Origin of the sequence: Halarchaeum rubridurum (genome assembly GCF_014647115.1) — an archaeon.
Lineage (GTDB): Archaea > Halobacteriota > Halobacteria > Halobacteriales > Halobacteriaceae > Halarchaeum > Halarchaeum rubridurum.
This window is the reverse complement of sequence record NZ_BMOO01000005.1, coordinates 23,620-39,441: the sequence shown is the minus strand read 5'-3', so window position 1 is coordinate 39,441 and position 15,822 is coordinate 23,620. Positions and strand designations below refer to the sequence as shown.

The following is a 15,822-nucleotide window of genomic DNA, read 5'->3' as shown; positions in this document are numbered from 1 at the left end:
TACAAGACTTTTGGCGCCGGCGGACGCACTCCCGTCCGCGATGCCCGACCCTGATACCTCCCCGAGCGGTACCGGCACCGACACCGACACCGACGACTACGGCTGTCCGAAGTGCGGCCACGACGAGGCCGCGACCGGCTCCATCTCCACGACCGGCTCCGGGCTCTCCAAGCTGTTCGACGTCCAGACGAATCGCTTCGAGACCGTCACCTGCGAGAACTGCGGCTACACGGAGCTGTACCGCGACGTCGGAAACAGAGGAAGCGACGTCGTGGACGTCTTCTTCGGTTAAGCGAGCAGGTCGTCGAGGGCGTCCGTGACGATCCGCGCGCCCGCCTCGACCTCGGGCAGGTCGACGTACTCGCGCTCGGCGTGGGCGACCGCGCCCTCGTCGTCCGCGAGGTATCCCGGCCCGAAGACGACCGTCGGGGCGTCGTCCGCGAAGTACGACGCTTCGGTCGCCGCGCCGAACGGCCGCGGGTCGCCCGCGCCCGCCCCGCAGAGCGCGCACACCACGTCGCTGTCGTGGGGCGTGGCGAACGCCTCCAAGAACGGCGTCGTCCGCTCCTGTGGCTCGACTTCGACACCGACGGCGTCCGGGACGGCCGCGCGCAGGTGCTCGCGGAGGCCGGCGAAGAAGCCGTTCGCGGTCTCCGGCGGGACGGAGCGGCGGTCGATGACGAACGAGCAGTCGGCGGGTATCTGGTTCGTCGCCCCGCCGCCCTCGATGGTCGTCGCCGTCAGCGTCGGCGCGCCGAGCGACGGGTGCGTGTCGGGACCGCGCTCGTCGTCGTACATCTCGACGGCGCGAAGCGCCGCCGCCGCGCCCTGAATCGCGGAGACGCCCGATTCGGGTTCCGCGGCGTGCGCCGCCGTCCCCGAGAGGGTGACCGTCCCCTGGAAGCGCCCGCGCGCCGCCGTGCAGGCGTCGAGTTCGGTCGGCTCGCCGACGACGTAGCAGTCCGCGTCGAGGTCGAGCGCGTCCGCGCCCGTCGACTCCGTCTCCTCGTCCGGCGTCACCGCGAGCGTCAGCGTCCCGCGCGCGGGCTCGGTGTCGAGGAACGCCGACAGGAGGACGGCGAGGGGCCCCTTCGCGTCGCACGACCCCCGCCCGCGCAGGACGTCGCCGTCGCGTTTCGGCGGGACGTGCGGCGGCACCGTGTCGATATGGGTATTCAACACGACGTGGGGGCCCTCGCGCGCGCCGGCCGTCCGGGCGAGCGTGTTGCCCGCGTCGTCCACGCGCGCCTCGACGCCCGCGTCCGCCAGTTCCGCGACGAGCAACTCGCGCATCGCGTCGACGTCCTCGTGTGAGGGGATTTCGACGGCGCGTTCGAGGAAGTCGGCGGGGTCGACGCTCACGCGTCCGACACCTCGCCCGTCAGCATACGCTCGGTCGGACCGCGCAACGTCGTCGTCCCGTCCTCGCGCAGGCCGATGGCGAGGTCGCCGCCGGGGGGCGAGACCGTCACCTCGCCCGTCTCGGGGGCCAACCCGAGGCGGGAGGCGACGACGGCGATGGCGACCGCGCCCGTCCCGCAGGCCTGCGTCTCGCCCTCGACGCCGCGCTCGTAGGTGCGCTGGTCGAACCCGTGTTCCGTGGGTGCCGCGAGGTTCACGTTCGCGCCCTCCGGGAAGACCTCGTGGTGGCGAATCGGCGGGGCCATCTCGGCGAGGTCGACGGCGTCCACGTCGTCGACGAACGTCACGGCGTGCGGGACGCCCGTGTTCACGGCCGTCACGTCGTACCCTTCGAGTGCCTCGTCGACGAGCGCGGCCTCGCGGGCGAGCGGGACGTCGTCGGGGTCGAAGGCGGGCGTTCCCATCTCGACCGTGACGACGTCGCCCTCGACCGTGCAGCGCCGCGGGCCCGCGCCCGTTTCGAGGGTGACGACGTCGCGCCCGGTGCGCTCGCTCACCCACTTCGCCGCGCAGCGCGCCCCGTTGCCGCACATCGCGGCGCGCGAGCCGTCCGGCTGGACGAGCGTCATCGTCGCGCGCTCGCCGCCGTCCTCGATTCCGAGGAACAGCGTGCCGTCCACGTCCAGCGACCGACAGAGGTCGGTGCCGAAGGCCGTCTTCTCGACCTGCTCGTCGGCGTCGACGACCGCGAAGTCGTTGCCCGTGCCGTGGTAGACGTCGTAGCTCGTCATGGGTCTGGGTAGGTGCCTGCGGTGTCCTCGGCGTGCGTCACGTCGGCGAGCGTCTCGCGCCGGCGGACGAGTTCCTCGCCCTCGTCGTCGAGCGCGACGACCGCCGGCCGCGGACGCGAGTTGTAGTTCGAGGCCATCTCGACGCCGTACGCGCCCGCGTTGCCGACCGCGAGCAGGTCGCCGCGCTCGGGTGCGGGGAGGTCGCGCGCCTCGCCGAGGACGTCCGTACTCTCACAGACGGGCCCGACGACCGAAACCTCCTCGGTCGCCCGCGACTCCTCAACGAGCGAGCGAATCGGGTGGTACGAGCCGTACATCGCCGGCCGGACGAGCGTCGTCATCCCGGCGTCCGCGCCCGCGATGACGGCCCCGCCGACGCGCTTTACGGTGTTCACCTCGGTGAGGAGCACGCCCGCGTCCGCGACGAGGTAGCGCCCCGGCTCGACCATCAGCGTCGCGTCCACGCCCGTGAGGGCGTCGCGCGTCCGCTCGGCGACACGGTCGAGGTCGAGCGCGTCCTCGCGCTCCCGGTAGGGGACGCCGAAGCCGCCCCCAACGTCCACGAACTCGAAGTCGCGGCCGCTCTCGCGCGCGACGTCCGCGAGCGTCGACACCACGCGCTCGTGGTCGTCGAGCTGGTCGTTCGTGATGCCGCTGCCCGCGTGCGCGTGGAGCCCGACGACGTCGAAGCCGTGTTCGGCCGCGCGGTCGAGGACGTCGACGGCCTCGTCGGCGGGGACGCCGAACTTCGCGTCCTTCCCGGTCGAGACGGACTCGCTGTGGCCCGCGCCGACGCCCGGGTGGACGCGGAGACAGAAGCGCCCCGCGAAGCCGCGCTCGGCGAGGCGCTCGACGGTGTCGCGCGCGCCCGCCGTCACCGTGAGGGCGGGATGTTCGTCGGCGACCCGACGGGCGTAGTCGAGGTCCGCGTCAGGTGGGTTGACCGCCGTGTAGTGGACGTCCGCGGGGTCGAAGCCGGCGTCGAGAGCGCGCGCGAGCTCGCCCGCGCTCGCGCACTCCGCGCCCGCCCCGGCGTCGCGGAGCGTCCGCAGGACGTGACCGCCCGCGTTGGCCTTCATCGCGAACAGCACCTCGGCGTCCGGGAACGCCTCGGCGAGGCGCGCGTAGTTCTCGCGGACCCGACTGCGGTCGTCGACGTAGAGCGGCGTGCCGTACGCGTCGGCGAGGGGGCGGAGGTCGTCGGCGTCCCACGCGGAGAGCCGACGGACCGCGGGGCCGCCGTCGGCGTCCGCTCCGCCGTCGACCGCCGCGTCGGCATCGCTCGCCCCGCTCGCGCCGTCGTCGGCGTCCGCTCCGCCGTCGACCGCCGCGTCGGCATCGCTCGCCCCGCTCGCGCCGTCGTCGGCGTCGCCGCTCACTCCCGGAGCGCCTCCTCGCGCTGGCTGCCTTCGAGCGTGCTCGCCTCGAGGTCGGTGGCGACGACCGCGGGCTTGTACGCGCCGCCCTCGAAGAGGTCGTGGTCGCCGATGGAGGACTCGACGAAGCGCGTGAACGCGCGGCGCTCCGGCGGGAGATACCCGTAGAGGACCTCCTCCTCGACGAGGTCGTAGACCGGGATGCGCGGCGTCAGCAGGGTGTTCTCGCCGACGACGGAATCCTCGCCGACGACGAAACCGGAGGTGACGCGACAGCCCGCGCCGAGGGAGACGCCGTCCTCGACGACGACGGGCGCGTCCTCGACGGGTTCGAGGACGCCGCCGATGAGCGTGTTCGCGCCGAGTTTCACGTCGTCGCCGATCTGCGCGCAGGAGCCGACGGTGTCGGCGGAGTCGACGAGCGTGCGGTCGCCGACGTGCGCGCCGATGTTCACGAACGCCGGGGACATCAGGATGGCGTCGCTCCCGATGTAGGCCCCGCGGCGGATCGTCGTCCCGTCCGGCGTGTTGCGCGTGCCGCGCTCGCCGAGGTCCGCGGTGTCGCGCAGCGGGAGGACGTCGTGGTAGGTGACGCCGCCGTACTCGCGTGGCTGGGTCTCGCGCAACGAGAAGTTCAGCAGGACGCCGCGCTTCACCCACTCGACGGCCTCCCACTCGCCCGCGTCCTTCTCCGCGGCGCGCACCTCGCCCGCTTCGAGGGCGTCGAGGAAGGCGTCGATGGTGTCCGCGTCGGCCGCGTCGAGGTCCGCAGGCCCGAGGTCCTCGGCCTGCACGCGTTCCCAGAGGTCTTCCACGTCGGCTTCGAGCGCGTCGTAGCTTCGGCTCACAGTTGGCTGGCGATTGTCTCGAAGCGGTAATAGTCCGCCGGTTGCTCGGCGAGCCACGCCGCCGCGTCCAGCGCGCCCTCGGCGAAGACGCTCCGCGAGCCCGCGCGATGCGTCAGTTCGAGCGCCTCGTGGTTCCCCGCGAGGAGCACCTCGTGCTCGCCCGTGATGTCGCCCGCGCGGCGCGCGTGGACGCCGACCTCGCCCGCCTCGCGGGGGGCCTCGCCCTCGCGGCCGTGGACGCGCTCGCTCGCGTCCTCGCGCGTCCCCTCGACCCGGTCGAGGAGGACCTTCGCGGTGCCGGAGGGCGCGTCGCGCTTCCCGTTGTGGTGCGTCTCCGTCAGCTCGACGTCGTACTCGGGGAGGTCGCCCACCGCGCTCTCGACGGCGTCGAGGAGCGCCTGCACGCCCCGCGAGAAGTTCGCGCCGACGAGGACCGGCGTCTCGGTGCCCGCCTCCTCCAGCGCCGCGACGTCGGCCTCGGAGAACCCGGTGGTCCCCGTGACGAGCGGAACGCCGTCGGTCGCACACGCCCCGGCGTACGCCACGGTCGCCTCGGGACCCGTGAAGTCCACGACGGCGTCCGGGCGTTCCTCGTCGAGCAGCGCCTCGAACTCCACGCTCGGGCGGACGGGGACGCCCTCGACGTGCTCGCCCTCCGCGTCGCGGTTCACCGCGAACGCGACGTCGAGCCCGCGCTCGCGCGCGACCGAGAGGACGGTCTTCCCCATCCGGCCGGTCGCGCCCGTGACGGCGACTCTCACTGTCCGCCCTCCAGTTCGTCGCGGAGCGTCTCCAGCGTCTCGCGGGTCGCCGGCGTCGCGCGCGAGAGCGGGTCGCGCAGTTCCGCGGGCCCGTACCCCCAGACGTCCATCGCCTCCTTCACCGGAATCGGGTTCGTCTCCGCGAAGAGCGCGCGGAAGAGCGGCCCGAGCTCGTGGTGGCGTTCGCGCGCGAGCGCGTACTCGCCGTCGAGGGCGTCGCCGACGAGCGCCGCCGTGCGCTCCGGGACGACGTTCGCGGCGACGCTGATGACGCCCGTCGCGCCGATGGAGAGCAGCGGGAGCGTCATCCCGTCGTCGCCCGAGAGCACCGCGAACTCCTCGTCGCGGGTGCGCTCGATGACCTCGGAGATGAGGCCGACGTCGCCGCTCGCGGCCTTGTAGCCCACGATGTTCTCGTGTTCGGCGAGCGCGACCGTCGTGTCGACGTCGACGGAGCGCCCCGTCCGCGAGGGGACGTTGTAGACGATCTGCGGGAGGTCGACCGCGTCCGCGATCCGTCGATAGTGGCGCTCCATCCCCGCCGGCTCGGGCTTGTTGTAGTACGGCGAGATGAGGAGCAGGCCGTCCGCGCCGGCGTCCGCGACGCGGCGGGAGAGCGAGACGGCCTCGTGGGTCGAGTTCGACCCCGCGCCCGCGATGACCGGGACGTCGACGGCGTCGACGACGGTGTCGACGACCTCGACGTGCTCGTCGTGAGTCAGCGTCGCGGACTCGCCCGTCGAACCCGCGGGGACGAGGCCGTCGACGCCCGCGGCCTCCAGGCGCGTTGCGTCGGCGGCGAGTTGGTCGTGGTCGATGCGGTCCGGGTCGTCCTCGAACGGCGTCGTCATCGCGACGAACGTGCCGGTCGTCGGTGGCGTGTGGGACATGTGTGTGGTGTGTGGTGACTGCGGGTGGGAGTAAAACGGTACGCGGTTCGCGGCCGCGGTGGCCCGAGACGGGACGCTACGCCCGCAGCGAGCCGACGAGCCCGCGTTTAGCGCGTTTGCGGTCGGCGAGACGCCCGCGCGTCCGGGCGCACGGGTCGGCGCCGACGCCGACGCTCACGGCGGCCGCAGAGCCCGTGAACGCGCGCGCCTCGGTCATACACGCACGTAGTGGGCCCGGCCGGCATAGGTCTGTCGCCGCGCGTCTGGCGAGGATTTATGCCGGCGCGGCCGACACCACCGGGACGATGCTCGTCCTCGGCGACGCCCACGCGATTGACCCCGCCCGCCGCCGGGCGCTCTTCGCCGCCTACCGCGCCGCCGACGAGTCCGTCGCCGTCCAGTGCGGCGACCTCGAATACTACGACCTCCCCGTGCCGACGCACTTCGTCGCGGGCAACAACGAGGACTTCGACGTCGTCGACGCGCTCCGCCACGGCCGCGTCCGCTCGCGCGACGTCGAGAACGCCCACCTGCTCGCGGGCGACGCCGTCGACGTCGAGGGCGTCCGCGTCGCCGGTCTCTCCGGCAACTACGCGCCGACGCAGTACGACAAACCGCGCTCCGCGCTCGTCGGCGAGCGCCGCCGGCACTTCGTCCGCGCGGACGTCGAACGCGCGAAGGCCCTCGACGACGTCGACGTCCTCCTCACCCACCAGGCCCCCCACGGAACGCCCGTGATGGAGGAGTACGACGTCGGCTGTCGGCACGTCGACGACCTCCTCGCGGCGCTCTCGCCCGACCTCTGCCTCGTCGGCCACCACCACGAACACACCGAGTCGACGGTCGGCGACACCCGCGTCGTCACCGTCGCGCCCGTCTGGGAGTCCTACTACACGCTCGACCCGGGGACGCTCGCGCTGACGCGTCACGAGACGCCCGACGCCTGAAGGCGAGCGACCGCTCGTGCGTCCCCGTCAGCGCGTACGCAGCGTGCGTAGCCTCTTTACGCCCGAACGGCGAAGCGGACGCCAACAGATGGCCGAGATACACCCCGCACAGCGCGTCGCCGTCCTCGCGGACGCGCAGAACCTCTATCACTCCTCTCACAGCCTCTACTCGCAGAACGTCGACTACGCGGGCCTCCTCGACACCGCCGTCGACGGCCGCGAGCTCGTCCGCGCCATCGCCTACGTCATCCGCGCGGACTCGCCCCAGGAGGAGTCGTTCTTCGAGGCGCTGCGCGACATCGGCTTCGAGGCGAAGATAAAGGACATCAAGACGTTCGGCGACGGGTCGAAGAAGGCCGACTGGGACGTCGGCATCAGCCTCGACGCCGTCACGCTCGCCGAGAAGGTCGATACCGTCGCGCTCTGCACGGGCGACGGCGACTTCTCGCGGCTCTGTCACCACCTCCGACACGAGGGGGTCCGCGTCGAAGTGTTCGGGTTCCGTTCGTCCACCGCCGACGAACTCGTCGAGGCCGCCGACGACTTCACCGACCTGGCGGAGCGACGCGAGACGGTGCTGCTCTAGACGGAGCGGCCGTCGCCGGCGGTACCGACGAGGAGCGAGCCCGCCGCGAGGCCGACGGCGGCGACCGCGCCGACGCCGAGCGTCATCGGACCCACGGTCGTCATCGTCAGCGTCGTCCACAGCAACAGCGCCGCCGCGACCACGAGGAGCGGCAGTCCCGCGAGCGTCTTCGTTTCCATCTTGCTCGCGTCTTGGGTCGCCCGGCACATAAGCCCACCTCTCCCGTCCGAAGGGTACATCCCGCCGTCGCGCGGAGGTGTCCCGCATGGAGGATTCGGAACGACGGACCCTGGGGACCATCGCGGACTACCAGTTCCGCGCGGGCGCCGGCGCGGCGCTCTTCCCCGACGACGAGACGTACGACGTCGACCGCTCGAAGTCCGGCCGCCCCCGACAGGTCTCGACGCGCGACGGCGAGCGCCTCGTCTCCCTCGGCACCGACGGGCGCTTCACGCTCGGCCTCGCGGGCGGCGAGCGCCTACACGACGCCCTCGGCACGCCCGCGTGCCGCGTCGTCGTCGGCGACGAGAGCGAGCCGTTCGTCCGCGAGGGGAAGAACGTCTTCGCCAAGTTCGTCGCGGACGTCGACCCCGAGGGCCGCGCCGGCGACGAGGTCGTCGTCGTCCACGAGGACGGCCGCCCGATCGCCGTCGGCCGCCTCGAACTCGACGCGGACGCCGTCCGCGACTTCGACACCGGGATGGCCGTCAAGATACGGGAGGGCGCGGGCACGCGATAAGCGCCGCCCGACGGGTCCGCACGGCCGGAGTGGTCCGAGGGGCGTCGAGCCACGGTCGCGACCCGCCCGCGACCCGTAGTGCTTTTGCCCCGGGCGACCGGAGGAATTGGCATGTTCGGAGGAGGCGGCGGGATGAACCCCCGGAAGATGCAGCAGATGATGGAGCAGATGGGTATCGACGTCACCGAGATAGACGCCGAGGAGGTCGTCATCACGACGACCGACGGGCGCGAACTCGTCTTCTCGGACGCCGACGTCACGCAGATGGACGCCCGCGGGCAGGAGACCTACCAGATTCTCGGTCAGCCCGAGGAGCGCGAGGCCACCGCGGCCGTCGAGTCCGGCGACGCCGACGCCGAGGCCGACAGCGACGAGCCCGAGATTCCCGACTCGGACGTCGAAATCGTCGTCCAGCGGACGGGCGCGAGCGAGGAGGAGGCCCGCGCGGCGCTGAAGGGCGCCGACGGCGACCTCGCGACCGCCATCGCCACGCTGGAGTGAGGGCGTTCCTCCTCGTCCGGGACGACCGCGAGTTCCTCTGCCACCCCGGCGAGGAGCTCCACACGGACCTCGGCGTCGTCGACGTCCCCGAGGACCCCGACCCCGGCGACGTCGTCGAGACGCATCTCGGCGAGCCCTTCACCGTCCGCTCGCTGCGCGGCCCGGACCTCTTCGACCACCTCGAACGCACCGGCGCACCGATGATGCCGAAGGACATCGGCGTCGTCGTCGGCGAGACGGGCGCGGCCGCGGACGACCGCGTCCTCGACGCCGGGACGGGGACGGGCGTCCTCGCCGCCTACCTCGGTCGCCTCGGCGCGGACGTCCTCACCTACGAGGCCCGCGCGGAGTTCGCCGAGGTCGCCCGGGAGAACATGGCGCTCGCCGGCGTCGCGGACACCGTCGAGGTCCGCGCCGGCGACGTCACCGAGGAACTCGACGACCTCGGGACGTTCGACCTCGTGACGCTCGACACCGCGGACGCTCCCGAGGTCGTCGCTCGCCTCGACGACCACCTCGTCTCCGGGGGGTTCGTCGCCGTCTACTCGCCGTTCGTCGAGAACGCCCGCGCGAGCCACGAGGCCGCCGTCGAGGCCGGCCTCGCCGACGTCGACACGGTCGAGACCATCCAGCGCGCGATGGACTTCGACGACCGGGGCTCCCGGCCGAGCACGCGCGGCGTCGGTCACACCGGCTATCTCACGTTCGCGCGCAAGCCGTAGGCCGAGAGCCGCGGTGCGGTCGTCGCGTCCCCGACCGCGACGAGCCGCCCCGCCGCTCGCAGTGTTTCGTGGCAGTTCGTGCCCCAGCGGGTCGCGAAGCGACCCCGAGTCGAGAAAGGAGTTAGTTGTCGTCTTCGCGCCAGCGGTGTTCGCACTCCGTGCAGATGAAAAAGCGCGTCTCGGACTCGTCGGCGCTCCGAATCTGCTGCATGTAGTAGTAGGCTCGGTCGTTGCCACACTCCGGGCAGAAGGTCTTCGTGGAGGGGAGCCCGCGGTCCTCGGCGTCCGAGACGTCGACTATCTCCGTCTCCTCTTGGCCCTCCGTGACGGTGTACTGCGCGGCGTCGCCCTTCGGTTGCTCGTGGCCGCAGGACGTACACACCCAGAAGTCGTCCTCCGCCCGCATCATCGAGCCGCATTCGTCGCAGAATTCCATGCTCCCTCCGTAACCGAGCCGTCCCTATAAGCCTCCGGTGTTCGGCGCCGTCACCCCTCGCCCTCCGACTGGCCGGGTTCGCCGACGGCCTCCGTCGGGAGGTTGTTGCGAATCGAGGCGGCGAGCGACGCGGGGTCGTCGAACACCTCCTCCTCGATGCGCTCGACGACGTCCGCCGCGGTCTCCTCGCCGTCGGCGTAGACGAGCACGATCCCTTCGACCTCCGCCACCGCGTTCTGCTTGCTGAGCGGGTACGGGAGCCCTTCGAGGGCGTCTTCGAGGTCCTTGAGTTTCACCCGTTCGGTCATGGCTTCGGATACCGTCGGCCGCTCCTTAACTGTTTGTCGCACTCGCCGACGCCGGACGACGCCGTCGCGCGCCGCTCGTGGGTCACGCTACTCACGGTTTCACCGTTCGCTTCTCCGCGGCGGCTCTGCCGCCGCGCACTACTCGCGGGTCGTTCCTCCCCGCTCGCTTTCTGTGGGCCCTCACATTCGTTCGGCCCCACGCTACTCACGGTTTCACCGTTCACTCCTCCGCGGCGGCGGAGCCGCCGCGCGCTACTCGAACGCCGGCTCTCGCTCCTCCAGGAAGGCCGCCATCCCCTCGCGCTGGTCGTGCGTCCCGAACAGCGACGCCCACGTACGCCGCTCGAAGTCGAGTCCCGCACCGAGGTCGGTCTCGTGGCTCTTCGTGATCGCCTCCTTCGCGGCGGCGAGCGCGAACCGCGGGCGCGCGGCGAGGTCCGCGGCGAGGTCCGCGACGTACTCGTCGAGCTCGTCGTGCGCGACGAGGTCGCCGACGAGGCCGAGGTCGTAGGCGTCCTGCCCGTCGATTCGGTCGCCGAAGTAGATGAGCCGGCGGGCCGTCTCGTCGCCGACGAGCCGCGGGAGACGCTGCGTGCCGCCCCATCCCGGGACGATGCCGAGGTCCGTCTCGGTCTGCCCGAGGATGGCGCTCTCCGCGGCGACGCGGAGGTCGCAGGCGAGCGCGAGTTCGAGGCCGCCGCCGAGGGCGTAGCCGCCGATGGCGGCGACGACGGGCGCGGGGAACGTCTCGATGGCGCGCGTGACGTCGTGGCCGAGGTCGGCGTAGGCGTGCGCCTCCGCGGGGCCGTACTCCGCCATCTCCGCGATGTCCGCGCCCGCGGCGAACGCGTCGTCGCCCGCCCCGCGGAGCACGACTGCGCGGGCGTCCGCGGCCTCGGCGTCCGCGAGCGCCGCCAAGAGCGCGTCGAGCGTCGCGCCGTCGAGCGCGTTCAGCCGGTCCGGGCGGTCGATGGTGAGCGTCGCGACGCCCGCGTCGTCGACGTCGAGCCGAACGGAATCGGTCATGGTGGCGTGGACGCGGAGGCGACCCATAACGATGGGGGCGACGCGGCGAACCGACGCCGGAGGGGAAACGGCGAAATAGGGCCGCCGAATACGCGGGACCATGACCCTCTCGGAGGAGGCGGCCGAGCGCCTCGCGGACATCGTGGAACTCCAGCCGACGAAGAACAAGGCTCTCCAGGACCGCTGGGGGATGGAGTCGGGGAGCGACGTCCACCAGTACCTCGAATCGGAGCTGAAGGAGTACTACTACCGCGACGAGGACAGCCTCATCCGCGCGACGGCGGAGGCGCGCGCCATCGTCACCGGCGAGGAACCGGAGGAGTTCGAGGTCCACATGACCGACTTCGAGCGCCTCGTGTTCGCCGTCGCGCCCGGCCCCGAGGAGGAGTCGGCGAGCGTCGTCAACGTCCTCCACCGCCTCCGCGAGGCGCACGGCGACGACCTGGAGACCGACGACGGCGATGAACCCGGCGCGAAGGACGTCCGGCGCGCCCTCCAGGCGCTCAAGCGCAAGGGCGTCGTCGAACTCATCTACCGGACCGTCCCGACGTTCCGCCTCGCCGTCGAACGCGACGCCGTCCTCCTCGACGAGGACTGACGCCGTCGCCCGAGTCGGCGCTCACGCGTCGCCGTCGCGTTCGTCCAGTCCCGGCCGTCGACGCCGTCGCCGGCGGTCGAGGAGGCGTTTCACCGTCTTCCCCGGCCCGCCCTCGATTGGCCACCCGCGCTGTCGCCACCCCGGGGGTTCGGGCGAGAAGTCGGGACACGACCCCGAGCACTCCGCGGCGGTCTGCTCGCGGCCCTTCGCGTGACAGTACGGGACGTCTCCCTCCTCGGCCGCGCGCAGGTCGAACGCGCGGCAGTCCGGGCGCATCGTGTCGGCGTACGCGCGCCACCCGCGGCCGTAGGCGCGCTCGGCGAGACGGGCGCGCGTCTCGCGTTTCTCCGCCGGGTCGACGTACTCGAAGGCCGTCGGGTCGCCGCGGTCGGTGACGCGGACGCCGGTCGCGTCCGGGTCGAGCGTCCGGGGGTGCCACGCGACGTCGACGGCCAGCGCGTCGCGCTCGCCCGCCTCGGGGTCCCGTCCTTCGTCCGTCGCGTCGTCCGCCGCGTCGTCGCCCGCCCCGACCGTCAGCACGCCCGCGGCGTTCGGCATCTCCGTGACGAGCGCGCGGGTCGCGTCGGCGCGCGTGGCGACCCACACCTCGTCGGCGAGCCCGAGCGCGACGTCGCGTTCGAGTTGTGCGGCGAGGGCGCGCGCGGCCGAGGCGTCGAGGTCGGGTTTGTTCTCGACGGCGACGACCCGGCGCACCCAGTCGGGGTAGGGAGCGACCCGGCGTATCTCGATGCGGTTCGCGCGCTTGCGCTCGTCGAGGACGCCGCGGGCGCTCGCGCGGTGGATGGCCTCGCGGACGTAGCGCCACGGGTAGCCGGGGTCGGGGAGCGCGTCGCGGTAGTACGTCCAGTCGGCCGGGGCGTGCCGGACGACGTCGAGGAGGTCGGCGTCGAGTTCGTCGGCCCCGAAGGCGGCGCGTGCGCTGAGTCCCGCGGGGTCGGCCTCGACGATGACGGTGTCCCAGCGCCGCCGCCGAGTCCCGAGTTGGCGCGCGACGAGCACGCGGCTGTCGGGGTCGGCGGGCTCCCAGTGTCGCTCGGCCCACGCGCAGACCCGGAGTTCGAAACCGAACTCCGCGCCGGCCATCTCAGAGGTCCGTCTCGTCGAGGAACTCGTGGGCGTCCTCCAGGATGTTCCGGGGGCCGTCCTGCGTGATGGTGTTCAGTGCCTGTTCGTAGTCGCGCCATTGGAGGTCCGAGTGCTCGTTGGAGAGTTCGGCGGAGGCCTCGAAGGATTTCGCGATGAAGAGATGGACCGTCTTGTGGATGCGGTCCCCGTTCGCTTCGAAGACGTAATCGTAGTCGTCACGAAAGCCGTCGATGAGGCGGAAATCGGCGATTCCGGCCTCCTCCTGCACCTCCCGGATGGCGGTCTGTTGGAGTTCTTCGTCCCCTTCCACGCCGCCTTTGGGGAATTCCCAGTCCCCGGGGCGGCTCTTCAGAAGGAGGTACTCGCGCCGGCCCCGGGTGTCCCGGAAGAGGATGGCACCGGCGCTCGTTGCTTCGACCGTCATTACGTCCATTAAATCGGCGGCGGATTAAGAGAATGTCGGAGACTGCCGGCGAGACGGTCGCGGCGCACAACCACGCCGTTTTTGAGGGTGGACGTCGTCGTGTACGGTTACGCGCATCCCAGCCATGACTTTCGTCACAAGCCTCACTCTGGAGAGCGGGGACCGAGCGGCCCTCGACGGCGTCGTCGAGGACATCCGCGACACGGTCCGCCGCAAGGGCGCGGAGCTCAAAGGCCCGCACTCCGAATCGCCGACCCAACACTTCGTCCCGCAGTACAAGCGCCTCGACGGCGAGCGCGACACCTTCGACGCGTGGAGCTACACGGTGTATCGACGCCGCGTCGAGATTCGCGGCGCGGACGAACTCGCGCGCGACATCATGTCCTGGGACTTCCCGAACAGCGTCCACGTCACCGCCGACATCGAACGCGTCCAGCACGTCGGCTCCCCGGCGTAACTCCCCCCTCTCCTACTGCCGCAGAAAACCGACCAGCGGCGGCCACGGTGGCCACGGCGGCCGCCGTGTGTAGCTCAGTACGTCGACTCGCCGACCGTCCGCAGGTAGTCGACGTCGCCCGTGTGACTCGACTCGTCGAAGTCGCTGACGCGCACCGCGATCTTCGTCCCCTCGCGGACGCCGTCGGGCGCGCCGTGCACCGTCAACACGGTGTCGCCGACGCGGGCGCGCACGCCGCCCTCGGCGTCGGTGACGAACACCGCGAACTCCTCGCCCTCCGCGAAGCTCGGCGTGCTGGTGCGGAACGACCAGCCGGCGGTGAGCTTCGTCCAGTTCATACGCGACTCACCTCCTCGGACTCGCGGTCCGGCACGTACTCCAGGCCGAAGCCGGTGAGCGCGGCGACGAGGAAGACCGCGAAGAGGAACCAGCCGTGGAAGACGAACGGCACGACGTTCACGGGGCTGACGATCATCTCGGGGCCGTACTGCTCGACGAGCGCCGGCATCTGCGAGTAGCCGGCGAGGACGCCGCCCGCCCACGGGAAGATGTAGCCGAGCGCGGACGTGTTCGCGTCGAGGATGTTCGCCCGCCGGTAGCCGTTGATGTTGAACGACTCGCCGACGCGTGCGACGTACGGCGAGATGGCGATCTCGGCCGCGGTGTTGATGGTGATGGCGGCGTTGACGAGCGCCGTCCCGAGGACGAGCGTCGTCTCCGCGCGCCGGACCGAGGTCGCGGCCGTCGAGAGCAGGAAGTCCTGAATCGCGTCGAACGCCCCGCCGCGGATCATGATGCGCGCGCCAGCGACGATGAGGAGCGTGAGGACGATGAGCGGGAAGAACCCGGACGCCCCGACGTAGAGGCTGCCGCCGACGCCCGCCGCGGTGTCGGGGCCCGCCATCGAGAGGACCGGGAGCCACGTGAACGCCTCGGCGAACGGCGCGTTCGCCGGCGCGACGAAGGAGAGCATCCCGTTGAGCGATTCGAGGCCGAGGACGAGGTTGGCGACGATGGCGGTGAGGATACCCCACGTGATCGCCTCGACGATGTGGCGGCCCCGAACGGCCGTGTAGATGACGACGCCCATCGAGACGAGGTGGACGAGGCCGACGGGGTTGCCGTCGGGGAGCGCGCCGTTCCCGGCGCCCGTCGTCATCGTCGCGCCCGCGATGAGGTAGGCGACGAACGCGAGCGCGGCCGCCGTCACCGCGTACTTGAAGCGCGAGGCGACGACGCCGCCGATGTCGGCGTCCTGCGTCACCGCGCTCACGATGGTCGTGTCGCTGACCGGCGCGAGGTTGTCACCGAACGCCGCCCCGGAGAGGATCGCGCCGAACATCAGGACGGGGTTCGCGCCGAGGAGCACCGTCGCGGGGAAGAACGTCGTGACGAACGTCACGGCGGTCCCGTAGCCCGTCCCGATACCCGTGGCGAGCAGCGCCGCGAGGATGAACGTCACGGCGGGGAGGATGGCGAGGAGCGTCGCCTGCGACACCGGGAGCGACTGGGCGACCCAGACGAGGCCGGTGACGAACCCGCCGTCCTGGAGGAGCTGGGCGAACATCCCCGCCCAGAGCCACGCGACGATGGCCGTCGCGGCCACGCGCTGGGTCATCCCCTCGAAGATCGCGTTCGCGTACGCCGACCAGTCCCCCTTGGCGAAGAACAACCCGACGACGAGCGCGACCAGCATCCCGATGACGAGCCCGGTCGTGTCGCCGATCCCGAACAGGCCGCTCTGTACAACCGCCCACAGGACGAAGACCCCGAGGGGAATCGCGCTCGCCGCGGCCCCGCCGTGGAACTCCAGGTCGGGCCCGGACGAACCCGCCATGTCGAGTTCCGCCTCGACGTCCCCGGGGGTCTCGTCGTCGTTCGTGTGACTCACGACTCACGTCTGTGCGTTCGGTGAATAAATAGCCTCGGAACGACACGAACCC

The 15,822-nt window shown here is 71.8% G+C and carries 23 protein-coding genes; 8 read left to right on the top strand and 15 right to left on the bottom strand.

The window, feature by feature from the left end; genetic code table 11:
* Positions 1-40: 40 nt before the first annotated feature.
* Positions 41-292, top strand: a complete 252-nt coding sequence (locus IEX84_RS10990; protein WP_188872629.1) for a zinc ribbon domain-containing protein — start codon at positions 41-43, stop codon at positions 290-292.
* Here IEX84_RS10990 and IEX84_RS10985 read toward each other — a convergent pair.
* The 7 genes from IEX84_RS10985 to IEX84_RS10955 form a co-directional block, all read right to left on the bottom strand.
* Positions 289-1,362 (bottom strand): M20 family metallopeptidase, encoded by a 1,074-nt coding sequence (locus IEX84_RS10985; RefSeq protein WP_188872628.1) that lies wholly within the window; start codon positions 1,360-1,362, stop codon positions 289-291. The genes IEX84_RS10990 and IEX84_RS10985 overlap by 4 nt on opposite strands.
* Positions 1,359-2,153 carry a diaminopimelate epimerase gene (gene dapF, locus IEX84_RS10980; protein WP_188872627.1) on the bottom strand — a complete coding sequence of 265 codons (795 nt, stop codon included), beginning with the start codon at positions 2,151-2,153 and terminating at the stop codon, positions 1,359-1,361. Before dapF ends, IEX84_RS10985 begins: the two co-directional genes overlap by 4 nt.
* Positions 2,150-3,532, bottom strand: coding sequence for a diaminopimelate decarboxylase (lysA, locus tag IEX84_RS10975; RefSeq protein WP_188872626.1), 1,383 nt, complete (start codon positions 3,530-3,532; stop codon positions 2,150-2,152). The genes dapF and lysA overlap by 4 nt, the downstream gene beginning before the upstream one ends.
* Positions 3,529-4,377, bottom strand: a complete 849-nt coding sequence (locus IEX84_RS10970) for a 2,3,4,5-tetrahydropyridine-2,6-dicarboxylate N-succinyltransferase (protein ID WP_188872625.1) — start codon at positions 4,375-4,377, stop codon at positions 3,529-3,531. Before IEX84_RS10970 ends, lysA begins: the two co-directional genes overlap by 4 nt.
* Positions 4,374-5,138, bottom strand: a complete 765-nt coding sequence (gene dapB / locus IEX84_RS10965) for a 4-hydroxy-tetrahydrodipicolinate reductase (RefSeq protein ID WP_188872624.1) — start codon at positions 5,136-5,138, stop codon at positions 4,374-4,376. The genes IEX84_RS10970 and dapB overlap by 4 nt, the downstream gene beginning before the upstream one ends.
* Positions 5,135-6,028, bottom strand: a complete 894-nt coding sequence (gene dapA / locus IEX84_RS10960; RefSeq protein ID WP_188872623.1) for a 4-hydroxy-tetrahydrodipicolinate synthase — start codon at positions 6,026-6,028, stop codon at positions 5,135-5,137. The genes dapB and dapA overlap by 4 nt, the downstream gene beginning before the upstream one ends.
* A 76-nt stretch (positions 6,029-6,104) precedes the next feature.
* Entirely contained in the window at positions 6,105-6,245 is a 141-nt protein-coding gene (locus IEX84_RS10955) for a hypothetical protein (RefSeq protein WP_188872622.1), read from the bottom strand.
* Between the two features lie 55 nt (positions 6,246-6,300).
* Here IEX84_RS10955 and IEX84_RS10950 point away from each other — a divergent pair, with 55 nt between their 5' ends.
* Together IEX84_RS10950 and IEX84_RS10945 are read left to right on the top strand one after the other, a co-directional pair.
* Positions 6,301-6,975, top strand: a complete 675-nt coding sequence (locus tag IEX84_RS10950) for a metallophosphoesterase family protein (protein WP_407647613.1) — start codon at positions 6,301-6,303, stop codon at positions 6,973-6,975.
* Between the two features lie 88 nt (positions 6,976-7,063).
* Positions 7,064-7,561, top strand: a complete 498-nt coding sequence (locus IEX84_RS10945) for a LabA-like NYN domain-containing protein (protein WP_188872620.1) — start codon at positions 7,064-7,066, stop codon at positions 7,559-7,561.
* Here the strand turns inward: IEX84_RS10945 and IEX84_RS10940 are convergent.
* A complete protein-coding gene (locus IEX84_RS10940; RefSeq protein WP_188872619.1) occupies positions 7,558-7,740 on the bottom strand; it encodes a hypothetical protein in 183 nt (60 codons plus the stop codon). The two genes, IEX84_RS10945 and IEX84_RS10940, sit on opposite strands and share 4 nt — an antisense overlap.
* 86 nt (positions 7,741-7,826) lie before the next feature.
* On the opposite strand from IEX84_RS10940, the gene IEX84_RS10935 reads away from it, so the two are divergent.
* The 3 genes from IEX84_RS10935 (at position 7,827) to IEX84_RS10925 (ending at position 9,523) form a co-directional block, all read left to right on the top strand.
* Entirely contained in the window at positions 7,827-8,300 is a 474-nt protein-coding gene (locus tag IEX84_RS10935) for a PUA domain-containing protein (RefSeq protein WP_188872618.1), read from the top strand.
* 111 nt (positions 8,301-8,411) lie between these two features.
* A complete protein-coding gene (locus IEX84_RS10930; protein ID WP_188872617.1) occupies positions 8,412-8,801 on the top strand; it encodes a nascent polypeptide-associated complex protein in 390 nt (129 codons plus the stop codon).
* Complete coding sequence (locus IEX84_RS10925) at positions 8,798-9,523, top strand: tRNA (adenine-N1)-methyltransferase (protein ID WP_188872616.1); 726 nt, start codon at positions 8,798-8,800, stop codon at positions 9,521-9,523. The genes IEX84_RS10930 and IEX84_RS10925 overlap by 4 nt, the downstream gene beginning before the upstream one ends.
* A gap of 121 nt (positions 9,524-9,644) precedes the next feature.
* Here IEX84_RS10925 and IEX84_RS10920 read toward each other — a convergent pair whose 3' ends face one another.
* The 3 genes from IEX84_RS10920 to IEX84_RS10910 all read right to left on the bottom strand — a co-directional run bounded on the left by IEX84_RS10920 (position 9,645) and on the right by IEX84_RS10910 (position 11,293).
* On the bottom strand, positions 9,645-9,959 hold the full coding sequence (locus IEX84_RS10920) for a transcription factor S (protein WP_188872615.1): 315 nt from the start codon (positions 9,957-9,959) through the stop codon (positions 9,645-9,647).
* A 50-nt stretch (positions 9,960-10,009) separates the two neighbouring features.
* A complete protein-coding gene (locus IEX84_RS10915; RefSeq protein ID WP_188872614.1) occupies positions 10,010-10,267 on the bottom strand; it encodes a DUF5789 family protein in 258 nt (85 codons plus the stop codon).
* Positions 10,268-10,519: 252 nt separating this feature from the next.
* Positions 10,520-11,293: an enoyl-CoA hydratase/isomerase family protein gene (locus tag IEX84_RS10910; protein ID WP_188872613.1), complete on the bottom strand. Its 774-nt coding sequence runs from the start codon at positions 11,291-11,293 to the stop codon at positions 10,520-10,522.
* Positions 11,294-11,393: 100 nt separating this feature from the next.
* Here IEX84_RS10910 and IEX84_RS10905 point away from each other — a divergent pair, with 100 nt between their 5' ends.
* Positions 11,394-11,891, top strand: coding sequence for a DUF5797 family protein (locus IEX84_RS10905; protein ID WP_188872612.1), 498 nt, complete (start codon positions 11,394-11,396; stop codon positions 11,889-11,891).
* 21 nt (positions 11,892-11,912) lie between these two features.
* Here IEX84_RS10905 and IEX84_RS10900 read toward each other — a convergent pair whose 3' ends face one another.
* Complete coding sequence (locus tag IEX84_RS10900; protein WP_188872611.1) at positions 11,913-12,995, bottom strand: DUF5787 family protein; 1,083 nt, start codon at positions 12,993-12,995, stop codon at positions 11,913-11,915.
* Position 12,996: 1 nt separating this feature from the next.
* Positions 12,997-13,422: a bis(5'-nucleosyl)-tetraphosphatase gene (locus tag IEX84_RS10895; protein ID WP_188872610.1), complete on the bottom strand. Its 426-nt coding sequence runs from the start codon at positions 13,420-13,422 to the stop codon at positions 12,997-12,999.
* Positions 13,423-13,546: 124 nt separating this feature from the next.
* Between IEX84_RS10895 and IEX84_RS10890 the strand changes: the two genes are divergently transcribed.
* Entirely contained in the window at positions 13,547-13,879 is a 333-nt protein-coding gene (locus IEX84_RS10890; protein ID WP_188872609.1) for an uS10/mL48 family ribosomal protein, read from the top strand.
* Positions 13,880-13,953: 74 nt separating this feature from the next.
* On the opposite strand, the gene IEX84_RS10885 is transcribed toward IEX84_RS10890, so the two are convergent.
* Both IEX84_RS10885 and IEX84_RS10880 read right to left on the bottom strand, forming a co-directional pair.
* Positions 13,954-14,217, bottom strand: coding sequence for a DUF7513 family protein (locus IEX84_RS10885; protein ID WP_188872608.1), 264 nt, complete (start codon positions 14,215-14,217; stop codon positions 13,954-13,956).
* Positions 14,214-15,716 (bottom strand): Na+/H+ antiporter NhaC family protein, encoded by a 1,503-nt coding sequence (locus IEX84_RS10880; protein ID WP_209590401.1) that lies wholly within the window; start codon positions 15,714-15,716, stop codon positions 14,214-14,216. Before IEX84_RS10880 ends, IEX84_RS10885 begins: the two co-directional genes overlap by 4 nt.
* Positions 15,717-15,822 lie beyond the last annotated feature (106 nt).

What these genes read in the sequence shown, in the direction of transcription:
- IEX84_RS10990 (WP_188872629.1), top strand. Translation starts at nt 41, where the DNA reads ATGCCCGACCCTGATACCTCCCCGAGCGGTACCGGCACCGACACCGAC.
- dapF (WP_188872627.1), bottom strand. Translation starts at nt 2,153, where the DNA reads ATGACGAGCTACGACGTCTACCACGGCACGGGCAACGACTTCGCGGTC.
- dapA (WP_188872623.1), bottom strand. Translation starts at nt 6,028, where the DNA reads ATGTCCCACACGCCACCGACGACCGGCACGTTCGTCGCGATGACGACG.
- IEX84_RS10955 (WP_188872622.1), bottom strand. Translation starts at nt 6,245, where the DNA reads ATGACCGAGGCGCGCGCGTTCACGGGCTCTGCGGCCGCCGTGAGCGTC.
- IEX84_RS10945 (WP_188872620.1), top strand. Translation starts at nt 7,064, where the DNA reads ATGGCCGAGATACACCCCGCACAGCGCGTCGCCGTCCTCGCGGACGCG.
- IEX84_RS10940 (WP_188872619.1), bottom strand. Translation starts at nt 7,740, where the DNA reads ATGGAAACGAAGACGCTCGCGGGACTGCCGCTCCTCGTGGTCGCGGCG.
- IEX84_RS10935 (WP_188872618.1), top strand. Translation starts at nt 7,827, where the DNA reads ATGGAGGATTCGGAACGACGGACCCTGGGGACCATCGCGGACTACCAG.
- IEX84_RS10930 (WP_188872617.1), top strand. Translation starts at nt 8,412, where the DNA reads ATGTTCGGAGGAGGCGGCGGGATGAACCCCCGGAAGATGCAGCAGATG.
- IEX84_RS10920 (WP_188872615.1), bottom strand. Translation starts at nt 9,959, where the DNA reads ATGGAATTCTGCGACGAATGCGGCTCGATGATGCGGGCGGAGGACGAC.
- IEX84_RS10915 (WP_188872614.1), bottom strand. Translation starts at nt 10,267, where the DNA reads ATGACCGAACGGGTGAAACTCAAGGACCTCGAAGACGCCCTCGAAGGG.
- IEX84_RS10910 (WP_188872613.1), bottom strand. Translation starts at nt 11,293, where the DNA reads ATGACCGATTCCGTTCGGCTCGACGTCGACGACGCGGGCGTCGCGACG.
- IEX84_RS10905 (WP_188872612.1), top strand. Translation starts at nt 11,394, where the DNA reads ATGACCCTCTCGGAGGAGGCGGCCGAGCGCCTCGCGGACATCGTGGAA.
- IEX84_RS10900 (WP_188872611.1), bottom strand. Translation starts at nt 12,995, where the DNA reads ATGGCCGGCGCGGAGTTCGGTTTCGAACTCCGGGTCTGCGCGTGGGCC.
- IEX84_RS10895 (WP_188872610.1), bottom strand. Translation starts at nt 13,422, where the DNA reads ATGACGGTCGAAGCAACGAGCGCCGGTGCCATCCTCTTCCGGGACACC.
- IEX84_RS10890 (WP_188872609.1), top strand. Translation starts at nt 13,547, where the DNA reads ATGACTTTCGTCACAAGCCTCACTCTGGAGAGCGGGGACCGAGCGGCC.
- IEX84_RS10885 (WP_188872608.1), bottom strand. Translation starts at nt 14,217, where the DNA reads ATGAACTGGACGAAGCTCACCGCCGGCTGGTCGTTCCGCACCAGCACG.
- IEX84_RS10880 (WP_209590401.1), bottom strand. Translation starts at nt 15,716, where the DNA reads ATGGCGGGTTCGTCCGGGCCCGACCTGGAGTTCCACGGCGGGGCCGCG.